Genomic DNA, 22,325 nt, shown 5'->3' on the forward strand with positions numbered 1-22,325 from the left:
TTAATACTCTTGCTCTTGCTCTACTAAGCTCAACATCCACTCTTTAAAGGATACTATTTTACCTAGCTCTGTTTGTGATTCTCTAAGGACTAAATAATAGGCGTTTTTACTTTCAAGACTGTGATTAAATGGGATCACTAAGCGTCCAGCGTCAATGTCAGGCTTTGCCAGCACGCTGTTACCAATTGCCACACCTTGGCCATGCACTGCTGCTTGCAGCACCATCGATGAATGACTAAATATAGGACCTTGGTTAACTTGAATATTGCGCACACCAGCCGTTTTCATCCATGTTTTCCAGTTTTTACGGGTAGTGTCATGTAGTAAAGTGTGATGTGCTAAATCGCTTGGTTGGTCAAGCGGTTTTATCCCACTTAACAACATCGGGCTACATAAAGGGACTAAATACTCGGTATGTAATTTATAAGCTTGCACACCACTCCAATGACCTCGCCCGTAATAAATAGCCACATCAACATCATCTGTTAATGAGTTTTCGTCTTGGTCTTGCGCTTTGATCCGCACGTCAATCTCAGGATGTAACTCATTAAATAAGCTTAAACGAGGTACAAGCCATTGAATTGCAAAACTTGGTGTTAAGCTAACTGTTAATGAGCCCTTAGCACCACGCGCTAATAGTTTTTCGGTTGCATCAATTAGTTGCGTAAAAATCTCTTTAATATCGAGGAAGTAGCCTTGCCCTTCTTCGGTTAATAATAACGAACGATTTTTACGTAAAAACAATTTCAAACCTAAATGTTCTTCAAGTGTTTTTATTTGATGACTGACAGCCGCTTGAGTTACATAAAGCTCTTCAGCAGCTTTTGTAAAACTTAAATGGCGCGCAGCGGCTTCAAAAGCTTTTAATGCGTTTAATGGAGGTACTCGTCTTGACATGATGACCAAGCTTAGAATTAGTTTTTCTTATGCGGTGAATTATATACCTATGCTGAGAAAGAGTATATTTAAGGTGTAAAAAAAGCGACCTAAGTCGCTTTTCTAACATTTCACTTAATTGTTAAGCTTTTAATTATAAGTCATTTGCACTTGTATCAAGCGGTGCAAAGCTTTTAATTAAATCGTCTACCGCTTTCATTTGCGATAAGTAACCTTCTAACTTGCTAAGTGCTAGCGCGCAAGGGCCATCACATTTCGCTTCGTTAGGATTTGGGTGCGCTTCTATAAATAAACCAGCAATACCCAATGCCATACCACTTCGGGCAAGCTCAGCTGCTTGTGCACGACGACCATCAGCCGAATCTGTACGACCGCCAGGACGTTGTAGCGCATGTGTTGCATCAAAAATCACAGGAGCCATTGCTTTCATGTCATCCATGCCAAGCATATCAACCACTAGATTATTATACCCAAAGCTAGAGCCTCGTTCACAAAGTGCTACGTTGTTATTACCCGCTTCATTAAATTTAGTAATGATGTGACGCATTTCGTGTGGTGCTAAAAACTGTGGTTTTTTCACGTTAATGATCGCGCCTGTTTTTGCCATAGCAACCACTAAATCAGTTTGACGTGCTAGAAATGCTGGTAACTGAATAACATCGACAACTTCAGCAACAGGGGCCGCTTGATGTGGTTCATGTACATCGGTAATAAGCGGAATATTGAACGTTTTTTTAATCTCTTCAAATATTTTTAAACCTTCTTCCATACCTGGACCACGGTACGAATTGATTGAAGATCGATTAGCTTTATCAAATGACGCTTTAAATACATAAGGAATATTTAATTTAGCGGTTACTTCTACGTAATGCTCTGCAACACGCATAGCTAAATCGCGAGATTCTAATACGTTAATACCACCAAACAATACAAACGGTTTGTTGTTTGCTAGTTCAATTTCATTAATTTTAATAATTTGGTCTTTCATTTAAATTCCTTACGGTGCAACTGCTTGCATCATTAATCCACAAATATAAGCCATATACGTACCCACACCATAGCCCAGTACAGCTAACAGAACACCAACAGGCGCTAATGACGGATGAAACGCTGATGCTACAACAGGTGCAGACGCTGCACCGCCCACATTAGCCTGCGAGCCCACTGCCATATAAAATAACGGTGCTTTAATTAGTTTAGCAACTAGCAACATTAAACTTGCATGTACAAGCATCCAAATAGCACCCACTAAAAACAAGCCGGGATTATCAAAAATGGCGGTTACATTCATATGCAAACCAATCGATGCAACTAAAATATATAAAAAGCTAGAGGCCACTTTTGAAGCACCAAACGCCTCTATTTGTCTCACTTTAGTAAAAGATAAACTAATACCAATCGTAGTCGATATGACAATCAACCAAAAGAATTTGCTGTTTAGGCTGTACTCTTTTGCCCACTCATAAGTAGTGCCAAAATAAGGACCTAGAAAATCAGCACAAAAATGTGCTAAACCAGTAATACCAAATGCAATAGCAAGTAATGTCATGTAGTCGTTAAGAGTAGGCATGCGAGCATGTTCTGCGTGATATGTTTCTACTCGGCGTTTTAAATCTTCAATTGCGCTAGTATCGGCACCTGTTGCCGCATCAATTTTCTTATGATTTGCTGCCATTAACAATAAAACAGCCATCCAAATATTAGCGACTATTACATCAACAGTAACCATCACCGAAAATATATCGCCGCCAACTTCAAACATCTCTTTCATTGAAGCTTGGTTTGCACCGCCACCAATCCAGCTACCCGCAACAGTTGTCATACCGCGCCATACCGCATCAGGACCATGGCCACCAACAATACTAGGGTCAACAGCACTGACGACTAAAATAGCCAAAGGTCCACCAATAACAATACCCAAGGTACCTACTAAAAACATAATAAGTGCTTTAGGGCCTAAATTAAGTATGGCTCTTAAATCAATACTAATGGTAAGAAGTATTAAACAAGCTGGCAGTAAGTAGCGCGAAGCTACGTAATAAACATTGGACTTATTGCCATCAACTATACCAAATGTATTCAGTAGTGACGGTAAAAAGTAACAAAGTAACAAGGCCGGTACGTATTTATAAAATCTTTTTAGTGCTGGGCGTTCACTGTTTGAGGTTTTAAATATAAACCCCAAAATAACAGCAAGTAAACCAAGTACAACGGCATCATTGGTTATTAATGCACTTTGAGTTTCAACCATAATTTTTCCTATTCTTAATGGTGAGTTTTATTATTATCTTCTAATTCTTCTATCTGATGTTGAATAATCTCAATAGCAGGATCGTCAGGACATTCATCGACAAAAAATTGTAAATCATCTCGTGCCATTTTAGGACAATCGAGTTGATTTAATAAGTAGCCTCTGTCGCGTCTTTCATACGGGTCGTCGCCAATTAATTCCATCAACATTTCTACACACGTTAAAGCATGGCCAAATTTATTTTCGCTAATAAAAGACCATTTTTGTTGAGCTAAGAACAATTTATATACTTCATCATCAAAAATAAGTTCTAGTGGTTCCTGTTCTTGCCCATCATCCTCATCCGCATTTTCAGGGATAATATACCAACTTTGTTGACCGCTACTTGGTTCAATTATGTAGCCTTCCTCATCGCTAATAGCGACATGCACACCAATATCGCCTTGGTTTAAGCTCATGCTAGCATCGAGTTTAGCGTGTTGTAAAAAGTGGCACAGTAAAATAGCTAATGTAGTTGGGGAGCCACTGCGCATGGTTAAGGTATAACTTAAACTATTTAGTTTATGCTCAGGCACTTTTAAGCTTGAGGCACTAAATAGCCAGGTACTATAAAAAGTATCTAATAATTTTTCTAAGCGATCGTGATCGTCGCTGACTTTTAAGCACAAAACATTTATTTGTTGCTCAAAGTCGGTGAGAATGTCAAAACTTGCTGTTAAATCTAATTGAGGATCCCATTTAGACTCAGCTTTAATACAACGATAAATTGCCGCAGGGGTAAATTCATCAAAAGCATCATCAACATAAGATTCATCGTGTTCATCAAACCCGAGGGTGGTCATCAATACTGCAACATTTTAGAAAACGAAGGCGTAGTTTACCTAACTTTAAAGCTATATACCAATATAGTGATGTTTTTGAATATTTGCAGCGAGGTGGAAGAACGAGCTTTACAGGCAATACCGTAAAGCTCAAATTGTTAAGGTTTACTTTAGAACAACAAAGCTGATTTAGACGTCGCTAAATAACCTATCGCTAAAACAACAACGGTATTAATTACAATGTAAATAATTTTAGCTAGGGTGTTAGTTTGCTTTGAACTTTTAACCCCTATCGCAATATACACAACAACTAAAATTATCTTTTCTAACAACCATAGCTGCTCAAAAGGGTTAATTTTAGCCATAAAAACAAGTGTAAGAGCAGAAACCAACAGTAGTGTATCTATGCTATGACTACCAATAAGTACCAACTTATTCTTAGCTATTTTGCCACTACCAATTCGCGAAAAAGAGCGAACATAAAATAAAATAACACTGAGCATAGCAATTGCCATGTGTGAGTGCTTTACTGCTAAATAATCCATATGCCCCTGACTTCTATATTTTTGATATTAATCTGGAAAACGAGTTAATACTATTTCTATTTCATTAAGCTTATCGTTAAGCACTTCAACAAGTTTAGGCTCAAAATGCGATCCTTTTTGTGAATTGATTTCATCAACCACTCGTTGCAGTGACCAAGGTTCTTTATAACAGCGTTTATGGCGAAGTGCATCATAAACGTCAGCAAGAGAGACTATTCGGCCAAATACATTTATTTCTTCACCTTTCAATCCATTCGGATAGCCAGAGCCATCCCATTTTTCATGGTGTTCTTTTGCTATAATTGCACCAGCACTAACAATTTCCCTCGGTGAGTCTTTTAAAATGCTATAACCTTTATCTGTGTGGGTTTTCATCACTTCCCACTCTTGGCCGTCGAGCTTTCCTGGTTTATTTAAAATAGCATCCGGTATACCTACTTTTCCAACATCATGCAAAGGCGATGCTAATCGAACTAAATCGGCTTCTCGCTTAGATAAGCCATAACCCTCAGCCAATATGTGACAAATATTAGCCACACGCTTAACATGATTACCTGTTTCACTTGAGCGCTGCTCTACCGCTTCACTCAATCTATAAACTAATTCCTGCTGAGTTGCTTCTATTTCTGATTGTAACTGCACATTTTCAAATGCTAATTGCACATTTTGCGAAAAAATCTCAATTAAATGACGTTGCGTATCCGTTAATAATTTTGGGGTACCTGATATAAATAACATTGAGTTATGATTATATTGACTACTGCAGTAAGCAAATAGGTAATTATCTTTATATACGATTGTTTTGTCACTTAATGCTTGTTGACACGCTTCAAGTTGTTCACTTTTAAGAACCAGCTCTAACTCTTTTCCTTCACTTTGTTCAAAGTCCCCTGTACCTGAACGAACAATAAGCTTTTTGTTATTGTTTTCTTCTGGATTTTGAGCAACTAATGTAGTGGCGTACATTGCTTGATCTGCAATACCTAATAACGAGGTAAGTTGCTGCATTACGCCCTCAGTGAAACTATCTATTGAATGAGCCGAAAATATATCCCTTGAGGCTTTTATTATTTTCTCTAGCCCTTCGCGTGATTGTTCAATAGAAATAATATCGCGATATGAACGAAGACTAGACATAATAACAGTGAATAGTTTTTGCGCCGTTAATTCCGTTTTCGATTTATAATCATTAATATCATAATCAACAATAACTTGCCTTTCAGGTGCTTGACCCGGTTGACCCGTTCGTAAAATAATTCGAATATGATTGTTTTTAGCCGTTTCACGAATGTATTTAGCGACTTGCAAACCCGCATCATCTGTTTCCATTACTACATCAAGCAAAACTATGGCGGCATCAGAGTGCTCGTCTATTAACTTTTTCGCTTCTGCACCAGAGTATGCACTTATAAACTCCAATCGTTTATTTTGAAAATCAAAATCGCTTAATGCCAATTTTGTTACAGCATGCACCTCAGGTTCGTCGTCAACGATTAATACTTTCCAGGTGCCCTGTTCTATTTTACTAACAGGCTCTTGAGGCTCATCTGAAAATAAGAAATCATCCATCATAGCTAAAATTTCCTCGCAGCATTTTTTAATACACAAGTAGACAATTTTTACTATTTAAGGCCACTGTGCGAGCGTTACACGGTCATTATTGCCAAAGTCTTTTACTGTTTTAATATTAATAAACGCCATTTTTTCAAAGAAATGACGAACAGCTTCACCTTGCTCAAAACCGTGTTCTATTAAAAGATAGCCATTAGATAGCAAATAGTCACGTGATTGTGTAATTATTTGTTTAATATCAAACATTCCGCAATCATCAGCCACTAATGCCGATAAAGGCTCAAAACGCACATCGCCCTGATTTAAATGTATATCGCTGCTTTCGATGTAAGGTGGGTTTGTGACTATTAGATTAAACTTTTCACCGTGCAACTCACTAAACCAGTTGCTTTGTTTAACGTGCACGTTATTAATTGCCAATCGCTGCTGGTTACGTGTAGCAAGTGCAACGGCATCGCTTACTCTATCTACTGCAATAATTTGCCAATCAGCCATTTCACTACCCAGTGCCAACGCAATTGCACCAGTACCCGTGCCTAAATCAAGTACTTTAGCTGTAGCAGGAACAGCCACTTCAAGTGCTTGTTCTACTAATGTTTCAGTATCAGGGCGAGGTATTAAGGTTGTTGCGTTAACTTCAAGCGATAAGCTCCAAAACTCACGTTGCCCTGTAATATGTGCAACAGGTTCACCGTTTAAACGTCGTTGGCAAAATGTATTAAATTGCTGTTGTTGCTTAGCGTTAAGTTCATGCTCTGGCCAAGTAAAAAGGTAACTGCGAGGTTTTTGAAGAATATGTAAAAGTAAAACTTGTGCGTCTAATTTAGCACTTTCGCTGCTAGGTGCTAATAAATCAGCACCTGCAGCAATTGCTTGTTCAAGAGTGTGAGCCACAATTACTCGTCGCCCATGGCCGCAAGTAAGTCAGCTTGATGCTCTTGCATTAATGGGTCAATAATCGCACTTAAATCACCGGCTACCACTTCGTTTAAACGATAAAGTGTTAAGTTAATACGGTGATCGGTAATACGACCTTGCGGGTAGTTATAAGTACGAATACGCTCAGAACGATCGCCACTACCTACCAAGTCACGACGTTCAGAAGCTTCTGCCGCGTGGCGTTTTTCATCTTCAGCTTGTTGCAGTCGAGCTGCAAGTACTGACATCGCTTTAGCGCGGTTTTTATGCTGCGAACGCTGATCCTGACACTCAACCACAACACCGGTAGGTATGTGTGTAAGTCGAATAGCAGAATCGGTTTTGTTAACGTGCTGACCACCTGCGCCTGATGCACGAAATGTATCAACTTTTAAATCTGCGGTATTAATTTGTATCGCTTCGGCCTCTGGTACTTCCGCCATTACCGCAACAGTACACGCAGAGGTATGCACTCGCCCTTGTGATTCAGTTTCTGGCACACGTTGTACGCGGTGTACACCTGATTCAAACTTTAATTGACCGTAGACGCCTTCGCCACTGATATTCGCAATCACTTCTTTGTAACCACCGTGCTCACCTTCATTGGTGCTCACAACTTCTACTTTCCATTTTTTAGTTTCTGCATAGCGACTGTACATACGGAATAAATCGCCAGCAAAAATAGCCGCTTCATCACCGCCTGTTCCAGCGCGTACTTCAACAAACACGTTATTGTTATCTCGCGGATCTTTTGGCAACATTAATACTTGAATTTGATCCTCTATTACCAAAATTTGTGCTTTAGCTTCTTTATATTCTTCTTGCGCCATTTCACGCATTTCAGGGTCAGAATCTTTAAGCATCTCTTCTGCACTGGCTAAATTGTCTTGCGTTTCTTTATAAGTTAAAAACGTTTTTACAATCTCTTCAAGCTCGGAGTATTCTTTTGAAAGCCCACGAAAACGATTTTGATCACTAATGACCGACGGGTCGCTTAGCAGCGCTTGTACTTCTTCGTAACGCTCTACTAAGGTTTCTAATTTATTATAAACAGACTCTTTCATTTAACGGTTATTCCTGATCAATACCTAACATTTTTTTCAACTGGTTTAGCTGCGCCACTTCACCTTTTTTCGCTGCATCTTGTATTGCACGGGTAGGCGCGTGCATTAAGCGATTGGTTAATTTATTGGCCAACTCTAAAATTACTTTTTCTGCGTCTTTACCACTAGAAAGCTGACTAACGGCTCTTTCCACTAATTCCGACTTTATTGTTTGTACATCATTTCGATAATGGCGAATTAAATCTACCGAATCGAGTGAGCGCATCCACATTGCAAATTCTTTGGTGCGTTCAGTAATAATTATTTGTGCTTGTTCAGCCGCTTGTTCTCGTGCCGCCATATTCTCGCTTACAATGGTTTGTAAGTCATCAACGGAATATAAATAGGCTGCATCAAGTTCTCCTACCTGACTTTCTATATCACGCGGAACCGCAATATCAATAAATAGCATAGGTTTATGGCGTCGCTGTTTAAGCGCTTGTTCAACAACCCCTTTACCAATAATTGGTAATGTACTGGCGGTAGAACTAATCACGATATCCGCTTTATATAAACGTTCAGGCAGTTGCGCTAATGCAATAACATCCGCAGACACTTCATCAGCTAAGCTACGCGCTCGTTCAATTGTTCTATTGGCAACGGTGATATTTTGCGGCTCATTTTGGTATAAGTGTTTAGCTACCAGTTCAATTGTTTCACCTGCACCAATTAATAAAACATTGGTTTTGTCGAGTTTGCCATAAATATGTTTTGCCAAGTTAACGGCGGCAAACGCCACTGAAACAGCGCTTGCACCAATGTTGGTTTCTGTACGAACTTCTTTAGCAACCGAAAATGTTTTTTGAAATAACCGATCAAATGTAACACCTACTGCATCATGCGTTTTGGCGCTATTGTAGGCTTGCTTAATTTGCCCTAAAATTTGCGGTTCACCCAAAACTAAAGAGTCTAACCCGCAAGCAACACGCATTAAGTGCTTTATTGCCTCGTTATTTTCATAGCAATATATATTCTTAATCAGTTCAAGTTCATCCAAACCATGGAAACTGGCAAGCCAACTCAACAGTGTTTGGGAATTTTGCTGAGCAAGGCTACAATAGACTTCAGTTCGATTACAGGTAGAAACAATTACAGCTTCATTAAAGTCGGCGTGGCCACTTAATTGTTGCAACGCCTCTGAAATTTGCTCAGGCGAAAAAGCCACTTTCTCACGTAATTCTACGGAAGCGGTTTTGTGATTAATACCGAGTGCTATTATGGTCATATGTGCCAAATATTGCTGAGCCCTACTTCAAAGGCGGCAATTTTATCAAAAATCAGCGGAATATGGAAAGTAAGGAACAACATTTGATTCGACAATATTTTATTTTACTCATGTTTTTTTATTTTTAGGCGGTTGCGCCCAACAAATAACATCTAAAACAATACTTTATGACAATTGGAAAGCTCACCTAGCAGATCAAAAAACTTGGCATGTAAAAGGTAAATTGGCTCTTATAAGCCCAGATGAGCGCCAATCTGCAAATTTAAATTGGCAACAAACCAAAAACAATAACAATTTAGTGCTTACCTCATTTATTGGTACGCGTATTTTGCAACTCAGACAAACAAGCGAAGGCGCAGAACTAGAATTTGATGACGATAAGTATTACGACACAAATGCCGCACAACTTCTTAAGCGTTTAACTGGTTTTACTCTCCCAGTTAATAATGCTGAAAATTGGTTAAAAGGCACAATTGACGCGCAAAGTTTAAAAGTCGATGAACTTGGTCGTGCCACACAAGTACTGTGGTTCGATGACATAGGTAAAAAGTGGCAAATAGAGTATGCCAGCTATATACAAAGTGCAGGATATTGGCTGCCAACAAAAATAACATTAAAACACCAAAAAATTAAAATCAAAATTCAACTCTACGATTGGCAATTTAATTAAATATGAATAACACGACGTCTTTTACACTTATTGCTCCGGCAAAACTCAACTTATTTTTACACATTAATGGTCGCCGTGAAGATGGCTATCATGAGTTAGAAACGTTATTTACTTTTTTAAATTTTGGTGACGAACTGACTTTTGAGCTGATAGATACACCCGACATTTTTATAACAGGTGATACTAAAGGCATAACATTAACCGATAATCTTATCTATAAAGCCGCTTTATTATTAAAAACTCAGAGTAAAACACGACTGGGTGTAAAAATAAATTTAATAAAACGTTTACCAATGGGTGGCGGTGTTGGCGGTGGTTCGTCTGATGCTGCGACCACGTTATTGGCCTTAAATAAACTCTGGAAAATTGATCGTAGTTTAGATGAATTAGCACGTTTAGGGTTACAACTAGGGGCTGATGTTCCTGTATTTGTTCGAGGTCAAAGCGCCATAGCACATGGGATTGGCGAAGAATTACACCAAGTAGAACTTGAGCAAAAATGGTACTGCGTCGTACACCCAAATCAACATGTAAGTACAGCTACAATATTTTCGCATCCGGATTTAAAACGCGATACACCAAAAATTTTAGGCGATTGGAAACACCATACTTTGACCAACGATTGTGAGCCTTTAGTTAAAAAGCTCTGTCCCGAGGTTGAAAAGACCCTCCAGTGGTTGCTAAAATACGCTCCGTCGAAGATGACCGGAACAGGTTCATGTTGTTTTGTAGAATTTGCGAGTCAAGTTCAAGCACAAGATGTACTTGCTAATCTCCCCCATACTTGGCAGGGATTTATCGCCTCAAGCGTTAATATCTCCCCTGCTCATACGGAGTTAGCCGCCATATTCGATCAATGAAGTAACGTACAAGTAATAATAAGTTAACTCGCAGTGGTATTTATCATTGCCCGTTAGTCCAAAATTTCAGTGCCTGAGGAACCCAACCGTGCCTGACATGAAGCTCTTCGCTGGTAACGCAACACCTGAGTTAGCTCAAAAAGTTGCAAAACGTTTATATATTGAATTAGGCGATGCTGTTGTTGGCCGTTTTAGCGACGGTGAGATCAGTGTTCAAATAAATGAAAATGTTCGTGGCTCGGATGTTTTTATATTGCAATCAACCTGTGCCCCTACAAACGATAACCTTATGGAACTTATCGTTATGGTTGATGCACTACGTCGTGCATCTGCAGGTCGTATTACTGCCGTCATTCCTTATTTTGGTTATGCCCGTCAAGATCGTCGTGTACGTTCTGCCCGTGTACCAATTACTGCTAAAGTTGTTGCAGATTTCTTATCAAGCGTTGGTGTTGACCGTGTTCTTACGGTTGATTTACACGCAGAGCAAATCCAAGGCTTCTTTGATGTACCAGTGGATAACGTATTCGGCAGCCCTGTATTACTTGAAGATATGAAAGAGCGTCATTTTGATGATGTTGTGATTGTATCTCCAGATATTGGTGGTGTTGTACGAGCTCGCGCTATTGCAAAATTACTAAATGATACTGATTTAGCTATTATTGATAAACGCCGCCCACAAGCAAACGTTTCTCAAGTAATGCATATTATTGGTGACGTTGAAGGCCGTGATTGTATTATCGTCGATGATATGATTGATACCGGTGGTACCTTGTGTAAAGCAGCTGAAGCACTTAAAGAACATGGTGCAAAGCGTGTATTTGCTTATGCTACCCACCCGATTCTTTCAGGTAAAGCAGCAGAAAATTTACGTGACTCAGTAATTGATGAAGTTATTGTAACTGACTCAATTCCATTATCTGAGGAACTTAAAGCCCTTGATAAAATTAAGGTATTAACGCTTGCAGATATGTTAGCGGAAACTATTCGTCGTATTAGTAACGAGGAATCTATTTCAGCGATGTTCGAGCACTAAAATCAAACATTTCTGAATATAAAAGCGCCTTTAGGCGCTTTTTTTGTAAGCGATGTATATTTTAAAATCGTGTGGTGGTATGATAGCGCGCCTTTTGGCTGGGGTCCTTGGTCGCAAAGGCCCTACACATTTAATTATTGGAGACATCATGTCTAACAAAACTTACACTTATAACGCTGAACTTCGCGTAGAAACTGGTACTGGTGCGAGCCGCCGCCTACGTCGCGAAGACAAAGTTCCAGCAATCCTTTACGGAGCTGATAAAGAAGCTTTATCACTTACTTTTGCTCATAAAGATATGATCAAAGCACAAGAAGACGAAGGCTTTTACACGCATATCCTTACGCTTAACGTAGATGGCGAAGCTGTTGAAGTAATCTTAAAAGATATCCAACGTCACCCATTCAAGCCTAAGCTTACTCACCTTGATTTCCAACGTGTAGATGCTACTCATAAATTTCAAACTAAAGTTCCTCTACACTTCATCGGTGAAGAGATTGTAACTAAAGCTGGCGCAACTGTTGTTCACCAGTTAACTGAAGTTGAAATTACGTGTCTTCCAAAAGCACTTCCAGAATTCATTGAAGTAGATGTTTCTAAGTTTGTTGTTGGCGATTCTGTTCATATTTCTGACCTTACTTTCCCTAAAGGCGTTAGCTCTGTAGATTTAGGTAAAGGCGAAGGCCATGATCAGTCTATCCTGACTATCAAAGCAAACAAAGCAGCTCCAGTTGAAGACGACGCTGCAGCAGCAGAATAATTTTTAAGGTCTCGCAACCTTGAATTCTATTCAAATGCTTGTGGGCCTGGCTAATCCAGGCCCCGAATACGCAAACACACGCCACAATGCAGGTGCTTGGTTTATCGAGCAAATCGCTGCACGCTATAACTGCACTCTAAAACACGATCCTAAGTATCACGGCCTTACAGGCAAAGTGATAATTCAAGGCCAAGAATTCAAATTATTGATCCCCACTACTTACATGAATTTAAGTGGTAAAGCGGTCAGTAGTTTAGCTAATTTTTTCAAAATCCCTGTCGAGGACATTTTAGTTGCCCATGACGAATTGGATTTAGACCCAGGCGTTGCCAAATTAAAAAAAGGCGGCGGGCATGGCGGTCATAATGGTTTAAAAGACATTATTGCAAAAATGGCAAATCAAAAAGACTTTATGCGCTTGCGCATTGGTGTAGGTCATCCGGGGCATCGTGAAATGGTAACTGGTTGGGTGCTTGGAAAAGCGGCCAAAGAAGACCAAGAAAAAATGGATGCTGCTGTTGATGAAGCAGTTCGTTGCATGGAAATACTTGCAAAAGATGGTGTGTTAAAAGCACAAAACAGACTACATTCGTTTAAACCCTAGTAACTTGGGTCCAAGTACACCGTTTAAACGAATTCTAAACAAGGTATCTTACTATGGGTTTTAAATGTGGCATCGTTGGCTTGCCTAACGTTGGTAAATCAACGCTTTTCAATGCACTAACTAAAGCGGGTATTGAAGCCGCTAACTTTCCTTTTTGTACCATTGAGCCTAATACAGGTGTGGTACCTGTGCCAGATCCTCGTCTAGACGAACTTGCTAAAATTGTTAATCCTCAACGAATTCTTACCACTAGTATGGAATTTGTAGACATTGCAGGATTAGTAAAAGGCGCATCTAAAGGTGAAGGCCTTGGTAACCAGTTTTTAGCTAATATTCGTGAAACCGATGCAATTGGCCACGTAGTTCGCTGTTTTGAAGATGAAAACATCATCCACGTAGCAGGTACTATTGACCCTGCTGACGATATTGACGTAATCAACACTGAGTTAGTACTTGCTGATATGGATAGCGCTGAAAAAGCCCTTTTCCGTAATGCAAAAAAAGCAAAAGGTGGCGATAAAGACGCTAAAGAGCAAAATGCTGTCCTTGAAAAAGTAAAAGTACATCTTGATGAAGGCTTAACTTTACGTGGTCTAGCACTTACTAAAGAAGAAAAAGCAGCAATCAGCTCTATTAACTTCTTAACGATTAAACCAACAATGTATATTGCAAACGTTGCTGAAGATGGTTTTGAAAATAACCCATACCTTGATCGTGTACGCGCTATTGCTGCAGCTGAAGATGCGATTGTTGTTCCTGTATGTGCCGCTATCGAGTCTGAACTTTCAGAGCTAGATGACGAAGACAAGCTTGAGTTTATGGCTGATCTTGGTCTAGAAGAGCCAGGTCTTAACCTTGTTATTCGTGGTGGTTATGAATTACTACAGTTACAAACTTATTTCACAGCTGGCGTAAAAGAAGTGCGTGCATGGACAATCCCTGTAGGTGCGACAGCGCCACAAGCAGCGGGTAAAATCCATACTGACTTCGAGCGTGGCTTTATTCGTGCGCAAACTATTGCTTTTGACGACTTTGTTGCCTTTAAAGGTGAGAGTGGCGCAAAAGAAGCAGGCAAGATGCGTCAAGAAGGTAAAGAGTACATTGTTAAAGATGGCGATGTAATGAACTTCTTGTTCAACGTATAAGTACAAATTAAACCAATTTAGATTGGTAATAATTTTTAAAGGCTCGTTTTTACGAGCCTTTTTTGTACCCTCAGCTTTATAAACTTATAAAATTGATGTAATCACAAGCTAAAAGTCAGCGTTTAATCTAAAAAATACACAGCGGCGAAGATTTAACCTCAATAAAAAATACCTCATCGACAAGTTAATGTTAAGTCCCTAACAATTTGTTTAATTATCAAACAGTTTTAAATTGCAGGCTTTTGCTCTTTTTTATTTGACTGTAAATTTTGTATGTGAATTGTAGTCAAAAAATCATCATTTTTATTAAAAGTTAGCCGCTTAGCTTAATTTTCCTGCAAACAAACACTGTTAAGTGTTTTTTTGCAAAAAAGGTGTTGACGAATTTGGGTCATATCAGCATAATACGCCCCGCACACAGCGATGAAGTGCTAACAAAAAAAGATGGCTAAGTAGCTCAGCTGGTTAGAGCACATCACTCATAATGATGGGGTCACAGGTTCAAATCCCGTCTTAGCCACCATTATTTTTTTGTTGCTCAATGAAGAGTTTAAAATAACTACCTTGTGTGCGGGAGTGGCGGAATTGGTAGACGCGCTGGATTTAGGTTCCAGTATCTTAGGATGTGAGAGTTCAAGTCTCTCCTTCCGCACCATAATTCTTGATAAGAATTAAAACTATCAATTGTTATTGTTGGGATATCGCCAAGCGGTAAGGCACCAGGTTTTGATCCTGGCATTCCCAGGTTCAAATCCTGGTATCCCAGCCAACAATGGCTAAGTAGCTCAGCTGGTTAGAGCACATCACTCATAATGATGGGGTCACAGGTTCAAATCCCGTCTTAGCCACCATTTCTTATTTTAGAAGTGGCTCTGCAAGAGTTAAATTGCACTCAATGAAGAGTTTAAAATAACTACCTGTGTTTTATTACACAAACGATGCGGGAGTGGCGGAATTGGTAGACGCGCTGGATTTAGGTTCCAGTAACTTCGGTTGTGAGAGTTCAAGTCTCTCTTTCCGCACCATTTCTTGATAAGAAATAAAATTATCAATTAATTCTTTGTTGGGATATCGCCAAGCGGTAAGGCACCAGGTTTTGATCCTGGCATTCCCAGGTTCAAATCCTGGTATCCCAGCCAACTTCTTCTACCAAGTAAAGTTGGACATAAAGAATAGCTCTGCTTAGAGTTTAAATGAGCAAATTGTTGATGCGGGAGTGGCGGAATTGGTAGACGCGCTGGATTTAGGTTCCAGTAACTTAGGTTGTGAGAGTTCAAGTCTCTCTTTCCGCACCATGTTCTTGATACGAACTAAACCTATCAAATAATTCTTTGTTGGGATATCGCCAAGCGGTAAGGCACCAGGTTTTGATCCTGGCATTCCCAGGTTCAAATCCTGGTATCCCAGCCAACTTCTTCTACCAAGGAAAGTTGGATAAAAGAATAGCTCTCGCTTAGAGTTTAAATGAGCAAATTAGTGATGCGGGAGTGGCGGAATTGGTAGACGCGCTGGATTTAGGTTCCAGTAACTTAGGTTGTGAGAGTTCAAGTCTCTCCTTCCGCACCATGTTCTTATTAAGAACTAAAACTAATGCAAATTTATAGTTGGGATATCGCCAAGCGGTAAGGCACCAGGTTTTGATCCTGGCATTCCCAGGTTCAAATCCTGGTATCCCAGCCAATTTGTTAAACTACCCCACCTATTTCTTCATTTAAGTACTTCAGTATAAAATCATTAATTTTAATAGGTTTGCTATAATAATACCCTTGTAAATAATCACATTTCATTGCTGTGAGTGTATTTCTAAGCGCTTTATTTTCAATGCCCTCTGCCACTACTTTACAATTAAGTCTGCTAGCTAAAAATAACGTTGATTCTACAATCGCATAGTCAGCGGGTTGTGTTAGCATATCTTTAATAAATGACCGGTCTATTTTTATTTGGTTGATTGGTAACTCTCTTAGTAATGATAACGAAGAAAATCCAGTCCCAAAATCATCTACACTAAACTCAAAACCGCGGTCGTTAAGCTTGTACATCATAGTGCGAGCGGCTTCTATATTTGTCATCATAGCACCCTCTGTGATTTCAAAAATTATTGAGTCACTCAACGTCGGATCGACACTGATTAATTGCTCAATAAGCTCATAAAAATCTTGGCTTTCTAAATCCCTTGTTGATAAATTTACGTGAATAGCCCCGATAAACCCCAAAGCTTTTAACGACTTTAAATGATTTATAGTTTCTAACACCACCCACTTGGAAATATTTAAAATTAACCCCATTTGCTCAGCTGTTTTAATAAACACCTCAGGGCTAATAAATGAACCATCACTTTGTGGCCAGCGTATTAATGCTTCAGCTCCATGCATTTCATTAAGGTTAGAAGAAAATATTGGTTGTAAATAAAGCTCAAACTCTTTATTTTTCAATGCTTGCTTTATAAGTAAGGACATATCAAATAAATTATCCGCCCTAATGCTCAAATCCTTAAAATAAATAACAATCTGTTGCTGTGTCTTTTTTGCTTCATGCAGCGCTAAATCAGCCTGTTTGAATAGTTCGTTATTTTGCATACTATGTTTGGGGTAATAGCTCACTCCAATTCTTAGCTTAACGCGTATAGTTTGTTCATAAATTAAAAAAGGTTTTTGTACTGCCTTATTTATTAATTGAATACATAAATCATACTTATCCTGAGTGGCTGAGTTTAAAAGCAATGCAAATTCGTCTCCCCCAATCCTATATAACTTAGCAATCTCGGATAAGTGTTGGCTTAATGCTTTGGAAAATGCACACAACAACAAATCCCCAAAATTATTTCCATAAGTATCGTTTACACGTTTAAAGTTATTTAAATCTATTAAAAACAAAATGAAAGGTTGGTTATATTCTATGTTCTCATTGAGTACATTAAAGAATTTTTTACGTTTAGGTAGGTTAGTTAAACTATCGTGTTCAGCTAGAAATTGTTGGTGTTGAGCTGAGCGCTCTAGCTCTAAGATACTTTTGAGGCTTAACCTAACAACTAAATAAACAAATGTGCCGCCACCAACTAAAATAAATGAAACACTAGTTGTTACAAACGGTTCACTACCATAAAAAATAAAATAATAAAGTACCCAACAGTAGCCAAAAATAAACAGCACAATTAAAATAAGCAATAAGCTCCATGCAAACCGATTCGTTTTTTTGCATACTTGTATTGTTGGTTTGATACTTACAGTTAACAGTAATATCCCTATTATAATCATAAAAATAAATGGCCTATCCACAGACACTCTTTAAATGCAATTTGTTATACATTTAGTATGGCTAATAAATCTAATAACGAAATAAAATACATTAAAAAGCTCAGGGTAGCCCACTTACCAAATATGATTGTTGTTTTATGAAGAGGTTATAACTTTTAAGGGCGCGATTAACAGTATTGTTAATCGCTTTATTAGGGGGTAATCTTTTTAGAAACTAACTTAGCTCTCCGCTAATGGCATATTTTAACACCCAGTTTTTTATTGGCCCTGTATTATTAGCCATTTTTAAAAACTGGCTACGTGCCCATTTAAGCGGCGCTACTTGGTTAGAAAAGCCAAAGTAACAGGCATCCATCATGCTCATCATTAACAAATTAGCCTTACGGCGAGCTCGCTCATATTCTTTAAGTTTTAGCGGGCACCCTATATCCCCTGCATTGTCTAAAACCTCAGCAAGTGCCACTACGTCCTGAAAACCTAAATTTACACCCTGCCCTGCAAGCGGATTAATTGTATGTGCAGCGTCGCCCACTAAAACCAAACGCCCTTGCGAATAATTGTTAGCATGTTGGCGAGTAAGCGGAAATATCGCATGGGTTTGTACTTCAAAGTCTCCAGCAAGCTCTGGAAATTTATTAAGTATGTGCGTTTTTAACTGAGTTGGGCTTAGCCCTTTAAATGCTTGCAGTGTATTTGCATCGTCGTACCAAATTAAATTAGCGTACGGTGCCTGCATTGGCAAAAATGCGAGTGGCCCACTTGGCGTAAACTGCTGCCAGGTTTTAATTTGTTGCGGCGCATCGAGTTTAATTAACACCCCCATGCAATGCTGCTGGTACTGCCACCCCGTAATACCAATATTCGCCTTATCACGCAATTGCGACTGCCCACCATCGGCTGCAATTACTAAATCAGCGGTATAGGTTTGAGCTCCATACACAAGCGTAATTAAATCACTGGTTTGCTCTATTTTAGTAATCGGTGTGGCTTGCTCAATAACCTCAATCTTATAATGATCAAATTGCTGCCATAAACAGGCTTGAATTAAATTATTTTCAATCAAATGACCTAAATGCGTGGTGTTTATATCGGCGCAATCAAATAACAAATTGTCACCACCGCGTTCAAAAGCCTCTAATTGTTGATAAGGCGCTATGCGGTTTTGTCTTAAAAGCGGCATGGCACCTAATTCATCAAGCAAATTTTCTGAAAAACGATTAATAGCCGACACTCTAATATCCACCTTATCACTACTAAGAAGCTGTGATGGGTCTATTAGGTGTTTTTCGATTATGCGAACGCCAAAGCCTTGCTGAGCAAGCTTTATCGCCATAGCCGCGCCAACCATGCCCCCACCAACCACTATCACATTATTTTTAGTCATGTTTTTCATCATTTTATTATTACTTGAGTCTGTTTTGATTGTATCAAAATTAATTTGTTTTATACCAGAGGATATCCCTAACAGCACATTAAACTGGCCTCGTATTGATTTGAGATCACAAACATGAAAACTATACTTGGATCTGGGCGGGTATCCAGCTAAAATACGCGTCCTTTAAGTGAGCATGCTTGCTCCTTAATCCTGTTTCAAGCACATTTTTGTGCCACTATCGAATTGAACACGAGGCTATATTTCAATGAGCAAAAAGCTGCATATTAAAACCTGGGGTTGTCAGATGAACGAATACGACTCTCAGAAAATGGCTGAACTTTTAGATGCCACTAACGGCTACCAGCTAACTGAAGATGCAACAGATGCCGACGTAATCTTACTCAACACCTGTTCAATTCGTGAAAAAGCACAAGAAAAAGTATTTCACCAATTAGGACGCTGGAAGTTATTAAAAGACGACAAGCCAGATTTAATAATTGGTGTAGGTGGGTGTGTTGCCTCACAAGAAGGTGATTCTATTCGCCAACGTGCGCCATTTGTAGATGTTATTTTTGGTCCGCAAACACTACATCGTTTACCAGAAATGATTAAACAAGTGCAAGGCGACAAAGGCTCATCGGTTGTTGATATTTCATTCCCAGAGATTGAAAAATTTGACCGCCTGCCAGAGCCAAAAGCTGATGGCCCATCTGCATTTGTATCAATTATGGAAGGCTGTTCTAAATACTGTACTTTTTGTGTTGTACCTTATACTCGCGGCGAAGAAGTTAGTCGCCCAGTCGATGACGTATTACTTGAAATTGCACAGCTTGCTGAGCAAAACGTACGTGAAGTTAACCTATTAGGCCAAAACGTAAATGCATACCGCGGAGACACGCACGATGGCGAAATTTGTTACTTCTCAGATTTAATTCGTCTTATTGCTGCTATTGATGGTATTGACCGTATTCGTTACACCACATCGCATCCGGTAGAATTTACGCCAGACATCATTGAGGTTTACGCCGATGTACCAGAGCTTGTAGATCACTTACACCTACCAGTACAAAGTGGTTCAGACCGTATATTAAATCTAATGAAACGTGGCCATACGGCAATTGAATACAAATCGACAATTCGTAAGTTACGTAAAATTCGCCCTAACTTAAGCATGTCGTCAGATTTCATTATTGGTTTTCCAGGCGAAAGTAAAGAAGACTTTGAAGCAACCATGAAGCTTATCAGCGACATTGGTTTTGATATGAGCTTTAGCTTTATTTACAGTGCGCGCCCAGGTACGCCAGCGGCAGATTTGCCAGATGACGTAACAGAGCAAGAGAAAAAAGAACGCTTATACTTACTACAAAACCGTATTACACAAATGGCGCAGCAAATTAGCCGTCAAATGTTCGATACAGAGCAACGTATACTTGTTGAGGGTCCTTCTAAGAAGAACCCAATGGAATTACGTGGCCGTACCGAAAACAACCGTGTAGTTAACTTTGTTGGCCCACACACTGTGATCGGACAGTTTGTTGATGTACGTATTACCGAGGCATTACCAAACTCTTTACGTGGTGACTTAATTCGTACAGAATCAGAAATGAACTTACGACGCGAAATCGCTCCTTCAGCTATTTTAACTAAAGCTGCAGCTGCAGAGCCAAAACCAGACACTGTTAACGAAATTGGCGTAGCTACTTTCGTTCCTTAGTCACACAATTAGCGCCAGTTAACGCTGGCGCAGTACGATAGGAAGCAATTTTGAGTAATCAGTTAAAAACGTTAGAGATTTATTTAGAACCTGCCGATAACAAACGCCTTTCTTCTTTATGTGGCCCGTTTGACGAAAACGTCAAACAAATTGAACGCCACCTGGCTGTTGAAATAATTCACCGCGACAACTTTTTTAAAGTAACCGGTAAACTACACAACTGCGCCGGCGCTGTAGAAATCTTAAAAAACCTTTATGTTGATACTCAGCCAGTTCGTGGTGTTTTAGGCGAAATAGAACCCGACGCCGTTCATTTAGCTATTACCGAATCAAAAGCCTTAGAGCAAGATGCATCAAGCAGCGCTTATGGCAAAGAAATGGTGATTAAAACCCGCCGTGGTGTTATTAAACCACGTAACGACAACCAAGGTGTTTATGTGGCTAATATTTTAAACCACGACATTACCTTTGGTATTGGCCCTGCTGGTACTGGTAAAACTTACCTTGCAGTTGCTGCCGCCGTTGACGCCCTTGAGCGCCAAGAAATACGCCGCATATTATTAACGCGTCCTGCTGTAGAAGCGGGCGAAAAGCTTGGCTTTTTACCAGGCGATTTAAGTCAAAAAATAGACCCATACCTGCGCCCTCTTTACGATGCGCTTTTTGAAATGCTAGGTTTTGAAAGAGTAGAAAAGCTCATCGAAAAAAATATCATCGAAGTCGCACCGCTTGCTTACATGCGCGGACGTACTTTAAACGATGCCTTTATTATTTTAGATGAAAGCCAAAATACCACCGCCGAGCAAATGAAAATGTTTTTAACCCGTATAGGGTTTAACTCAAAAGCGGTGATTACAGGCGATATTACACAGGTCGATTTACCTCGTGGCACACGCTCAGGCCTTCGCCATGCAATTGAAGTGCTTGATGGCGTAAACGAAATTAGCTTTAACTACTTCAAAGCCCAAGACGTAGTACGCCACCCTGTTGTAGCACGCATAGTTGAAGCCTACGAGCGTAACGACGAAAGCGAGCGACTTAAGCGCATTGAAAAGCAAAATGCAAAAGACGCACTCGCTGCTCTTCAACAGCCTACTACTAAAGAGTAATACTTTGACAACCGAACTTGATTTACAAATAGCCTGTGAGTTTGACAACCTCCCAAGCGAAGAACAATTTGCACTATGGGCCGACAAAGCCCTTAGCCAATACCGTGACGAGTCCGAACTCAGTATCGTTATTAGCGACGAAGCGCAATCGCAACAACTTAATAACGACTATCGCGGTAAAAATAAACCGACCAACGTACTGTCGTTCGAATTTGAAGCACCACCCGGAATAGATATTCCTTTGGTTGGTGATTTAATTATTTGCCCAGCCATTGTATTAGCTGAAGCAATTGAGCAAGAAAAGTCATTTCATGACCACTTTGCTCACATGGTTATTCACGGATGCTTGCATTTGCTTGGATTTGACCATATAAAGAGTGAAGATGCTTTTGAGATGGAAAGCATAGAAAAGCAATTACTTGCAGAGCTAAACATAGCAGACCCATACCGGGACGAAATTTAAATT

19 protein-coding genes, 10 tRNA genes and 1 pseudogene are annotated in these 22,325 nt (G+C 39.5%); 19 read left to right on the top strand and 11 right to left on the bottom strand.

The window, feature by feature from the left end; translation table 11 throughout:
• The 9 genes from P4S71_RS20845 to hemA all read right to left on the bottom strand — a co-directional run bounded on the left by P4S71_RS20845 (position 1) and on the right by hemA (position 9,332).
• The gene (locus P4S71_RS20845) at positions 1 to 897 is read right to left on the bottom strand and encodes a transcriptional regulator GcvA (RefSeq protein WP_008138266.1); all 897 of its coding nucleotides are present in this window, start codon (positions 895 to 897) and stop codon (positions 1 to 3) included.
• Positions 898 to 1,030: 133 nt separating this feature from the next.
• Complete coding sequence (gene kdsA, locus P4S71_RS20850) at positions 1,031 to 1,885, bottom strand: 3-deoxy-8-phosphooctulonate synthase (RefSeq protein ID WP_337151434.1); 855 nt, start codon at positions 1,883 to 1,885, stop codon at positions 1,031 to 1,033.
• A gap of 9 nt (positions 1,886 to 1,894) precedes the next feature.
• A complete protein-coding gene (locus P4S71_RS20855) occupies positions 1,895 to 3,148 on the bottom strand; it encodes a DUF819 family protein (protein WP_007378112.1) in 1,254 nt (417 codons plus the stop codon).
• Positions 3,149 to 3,162: 14 nt separating this feature from the next.
• A complete protein-coding gene (locus P4S71_RS20860) occupies positions 3,163 to 3,990 on the bottom strand; it encodes a tetratricopeptide repeat protein (protein WP_007378113.1) in 828 nt (275 codons plus the stop codon).
• Positions 3,991 to 4,139: 149 nt separating this feature from the next.
• On the bottom strand, positions 4,140 to 4,514 hold the full coding sequence (locus P4S71_RS20865; protein ID WP_007378114.1) for a SirB2 family protein: 375 nt from the start codon (positions 4,512 to 4,514) through the stop codon (positions 4,140 to 4,142).
• Positions 4,515 to 4,541: 27 nt separating this feature from the next.
• The gene (locus P4S71_RS20870) at positions 4,542 to 6,086 is read right to left on the bottom strand and encodes a DUF3369 domain-containing protein (protein ID WP_337151435.1); all 1,545 of its coding nucleotides are present in this window, start codon (positions 6,084 to 6,086) and stop codon (positions 4,542 to 4,544) included.
• 54 nt (positions 6,087 to 6,140) lie between these two features.
• Entirely contained in the window at positions 6,141 to 6,980 is an 840-nt protein-coding gene (gene prmC / locus P4S71_RS20875; RefSeq protein ID WP_337151436.1) for a peptide chain release factor N(5)-glutamine methyltransferase, read from the bottom strand.
• Between the two features lie 2 nt (positions 6,981 to 6,982).
• Positions 6,983 to 8,068 carry a peptide chain release factor 1 gene (gene prfA / locus P4S71_RS20880; protein WP_337151437.1) on the bottom strand — a complete coding sequence of 362 codons (1,086 nt, stop codon included), beginning with the start codon at positions 8,066 to 8,068 and terminating at the stop codon, positions 6,983 to 6,985.
• Positions 8,069 to 8,075: 7 nt separating this feature from the next.
• Complete coding sequence (gene hemA / locus P4S71_RS20885; RefSeq protein WP_007378118.1) at positions 8,076 to 9,332, bottom strand: glutamyl-tRNA reductase; 1,257 nt, start codon at positions 9,330 to 9,332, stop codon at positions 8,076 to 8,078.
• Positions 9,333 to 9,415: 83 nt separating this feature from the next.
• Here hemA and lolB point away from each other — a divergent pair.
• The 16 genes and pseudogenes from lolB (at position 9,416) to P4S71_RS20965 (ending at position 16,087) form a co-directional block, all read left to right on the top strand.
• A pseudogene (gene lolB / locus P4S71_RS20890) lies at positions 9,416 to 10,002 on the top strand (lipoprotein insertase outer membrane protein LolB).
• Positions 10,003 to 10,004: 2 nt separating this feature from the next.
• Positions 10,005 to 10,862, top strand: coding sequence for a 4-(cytidine 5'-diphospho)-2-C-methyl-D-erythritol kinase (gene ispE, locus P4S71_RS20895; RefSeq protein ID WP_337151438.1), 858 nt, complete (start codon positions 10,005 to 10,007; stop codon positions 10,860 to 10,862).
• An 88-nt stretch (positions 10,863 to 10,950) separates the two neighbouring features.
• On the top strand, positions 10,951 to 11,898 hold the full coding sequence (locus P4S71_RS20900; RefSeq protein WP_007378121.1) for a ribose-phosphate pyrophosphokinase: 948 nt from the start codon (positions 10,951 to 10,953) through the stop codon (positions 11,896 to 11,898).
• Positions 11,899 to 12,046: 148 nt separating this feature from the next.
• Positions 12,047 to 12,658, top strand: coding sequence for a 50S ribosomal protein L25/general stress protein Ctc (locus P4S71_RS20905; RefSeq protein WP_033029113.1), 612 nt, complete (start codon positions 12,047 to 12,049; stop codon positions 12,656 to 12,658).
• 19 nt (positions 12,659 to 12,677) lie between these two features.
• Positions 12,678 to 13,262, top strand: a complete 585-nt coding sequence (gene pth / locus P4S71_RS20910) for an aminoacyl-tRNA hydrolase (RefSeq protein ID WP_002958548.1) — start codon at positions 12,678 to 12,680, stop codon at positions 13,260 to 13,262.
• Between the two features lie 53 nt (positions 13,263 to 13,315).
• Complete coding sequence (gene ychF / locus P4S71_RS20915) at positions 13,316 to 14,407, top strand: redox-regulated ATPase YchF (RefSeq protein WP_007378123.1); 1,092 nt, start codon at positions 13,316 to 13,318, stop codon at positions 14,405 to 14,407.
• A gap of 446 nt (positions 14,408 to 14,853) precedes the next feature.
• Positions 14,854 to 14,930, top strand: a tRNA-Met gene (locus P4S71_RS20920).
• Positions 14,931 to 14,977: 47 nt separating this feature from the next.
• Positions 14,978 to 15,062, top strand: a tRNA-Leu gene (locus tag P4S71_RS20925).
• Between the two features lie 39 nt (positions 15,063 to 15,101).
• Positions 15,102 to 15,176, top strand: a tRNA-Gln gene (locus P4S71_RS20930).
• Between the two features lie 5 nt (positions 15,177 to 15,181).
• Positions 15,182 to 15,258: transfer RNA gene (locus P4S71_RS20935), tRNA-Met, on the top strand.
• A gap of 89 nt (positions 15,259 to 15,347) precedes the next feature.
• Positions 15,348 to 15,432 (top strand) — tRNA-Leu (locus P4S71_RS20940).
• A gap of 39 nt (positions 15,433 to 15,471) precedes the next feature.
• Positions 15,472 to 15,546, top strand: a tRNA-Gln gene (locus P4S71_RS20945).
• Positions 15,547 to 15,617: 71 nt separating this feature from the next.
• A tRNA-Leu gene (locus P4S71_RS20950) sits at positions 15,618 to 15,702 on the top strand.
• A gap of 40 nt (positions 15,703 to 15,742) precedes the next feature.
• Positions 15,743 to 15,817: transfer RNA gene (locus tag P4S71_RS20955), tRNA-Gln, on the top strand.
• A gap of 71 nt (positions 15,818 to 15,888) precedes the next feature.
• Positions 15,889 to 15,973, top strand: a tRNA-Leu gene (locus P4S71_RS20960).
• A 39-nt stretch (positions 15,974 to 16,012) separates the two neighbouring features.
• Positions 16,013 to 16,087: transfer RNA gene (locus P4S71_RS20965), tRNA-Gln, on the top strand.
• A gap of 5 nt (positions 16,088 to 16,092) precedes the next feature.
• Here P4S71_RS20965 and P4S71_RS20970 read toward each other — a convergent pair.
• Positions 16,093 to 17,682, bottom strand: coding sequence for a putative bifunctional diguanylate cyclase/phosphodiesterase (locus P4S71_RS20970; RefSeq protein ID WP_337151439.1), 1,590 nt, complete (start codon positions 17,680 to 17,682; stop codon positions 16,093 to 16,095).
• Between the two features lie 193 nt (positions 17,683 to 17,875).
• On the bottom strand, positions 17,876 to 19,132 hold the full coding sequence (locus P4S71_RS20975; protein WP_337151440.1) for an FAD-dependent monooxygenase: 1,257 nt from the start codon (positions 19,130 to 19,132) through the stop codon (positions 17,876 to 17,878).
• A 169-nt stretch (positions 19,133 to 19,301) separates the two neighbouring features.
• Between P4S71_RS20975 and miaB the strand changes: the two genes are divergently transcribed.
• From miaB to ybeY, 3 genes are read left to right on the top strand one after another with little or no spacing between them, the layout of a single operon-like run.
• Positions 19,302 to 20,750: a tRNA (N6-isopentenyl adenosine(37)-C2)-methylthiotransferase MiaB gene (gene miaB / locus P4S71_RS20980; protein WP_337120114.1), complete on the top strand. Its 1,449-nt coding sequence runs from the start codon at positions 19,302 to 19,304 to the stop codon at positions 20,748 to 20,750.
• Between the two features lie 50 nt (positions 20,751 to 20,800).
• Positions 20,801 to 21,859, top strand: coding sequence for a PhoH family protein (locus P4S71_RS20985; protein ID WP_337151441.1), 1,059 nt, complete (start codon positions 20,801 to 20,803; stop codon positions 21,857 to 21,859).
• Positions 21,860 to 21,863: 4 nt separating this feature from the next.
• Positions 21,864 to 22,322, top strand: a complete 459-nt coding sequence (gene ybeY, locus P4S71_RS20990) for an rRNA maturation RNase YbeY (RefSeq protein ID WP_008138284.1) — start codon at positions 21,864 to 21,866, stop codon at positions 22,320 to 22,322.
• The last annotated feature ends 3 nt before the right edge of the window (positions 22,323 to 22,325 follow it).

The sequence above is a fragment of the Pseudoalteromonas sp. B62 genome, assembly GCF_037162565.1.
In the GTDB taxonomy this organism is placed as follows: domain Bacteria; phylum Pseudomonadota; class Gammaproteobacteria; order Enterobacterales; family Alteromonadaceae; genus Pseudoalteromonas; species Pseudoalteromonas fuliginea.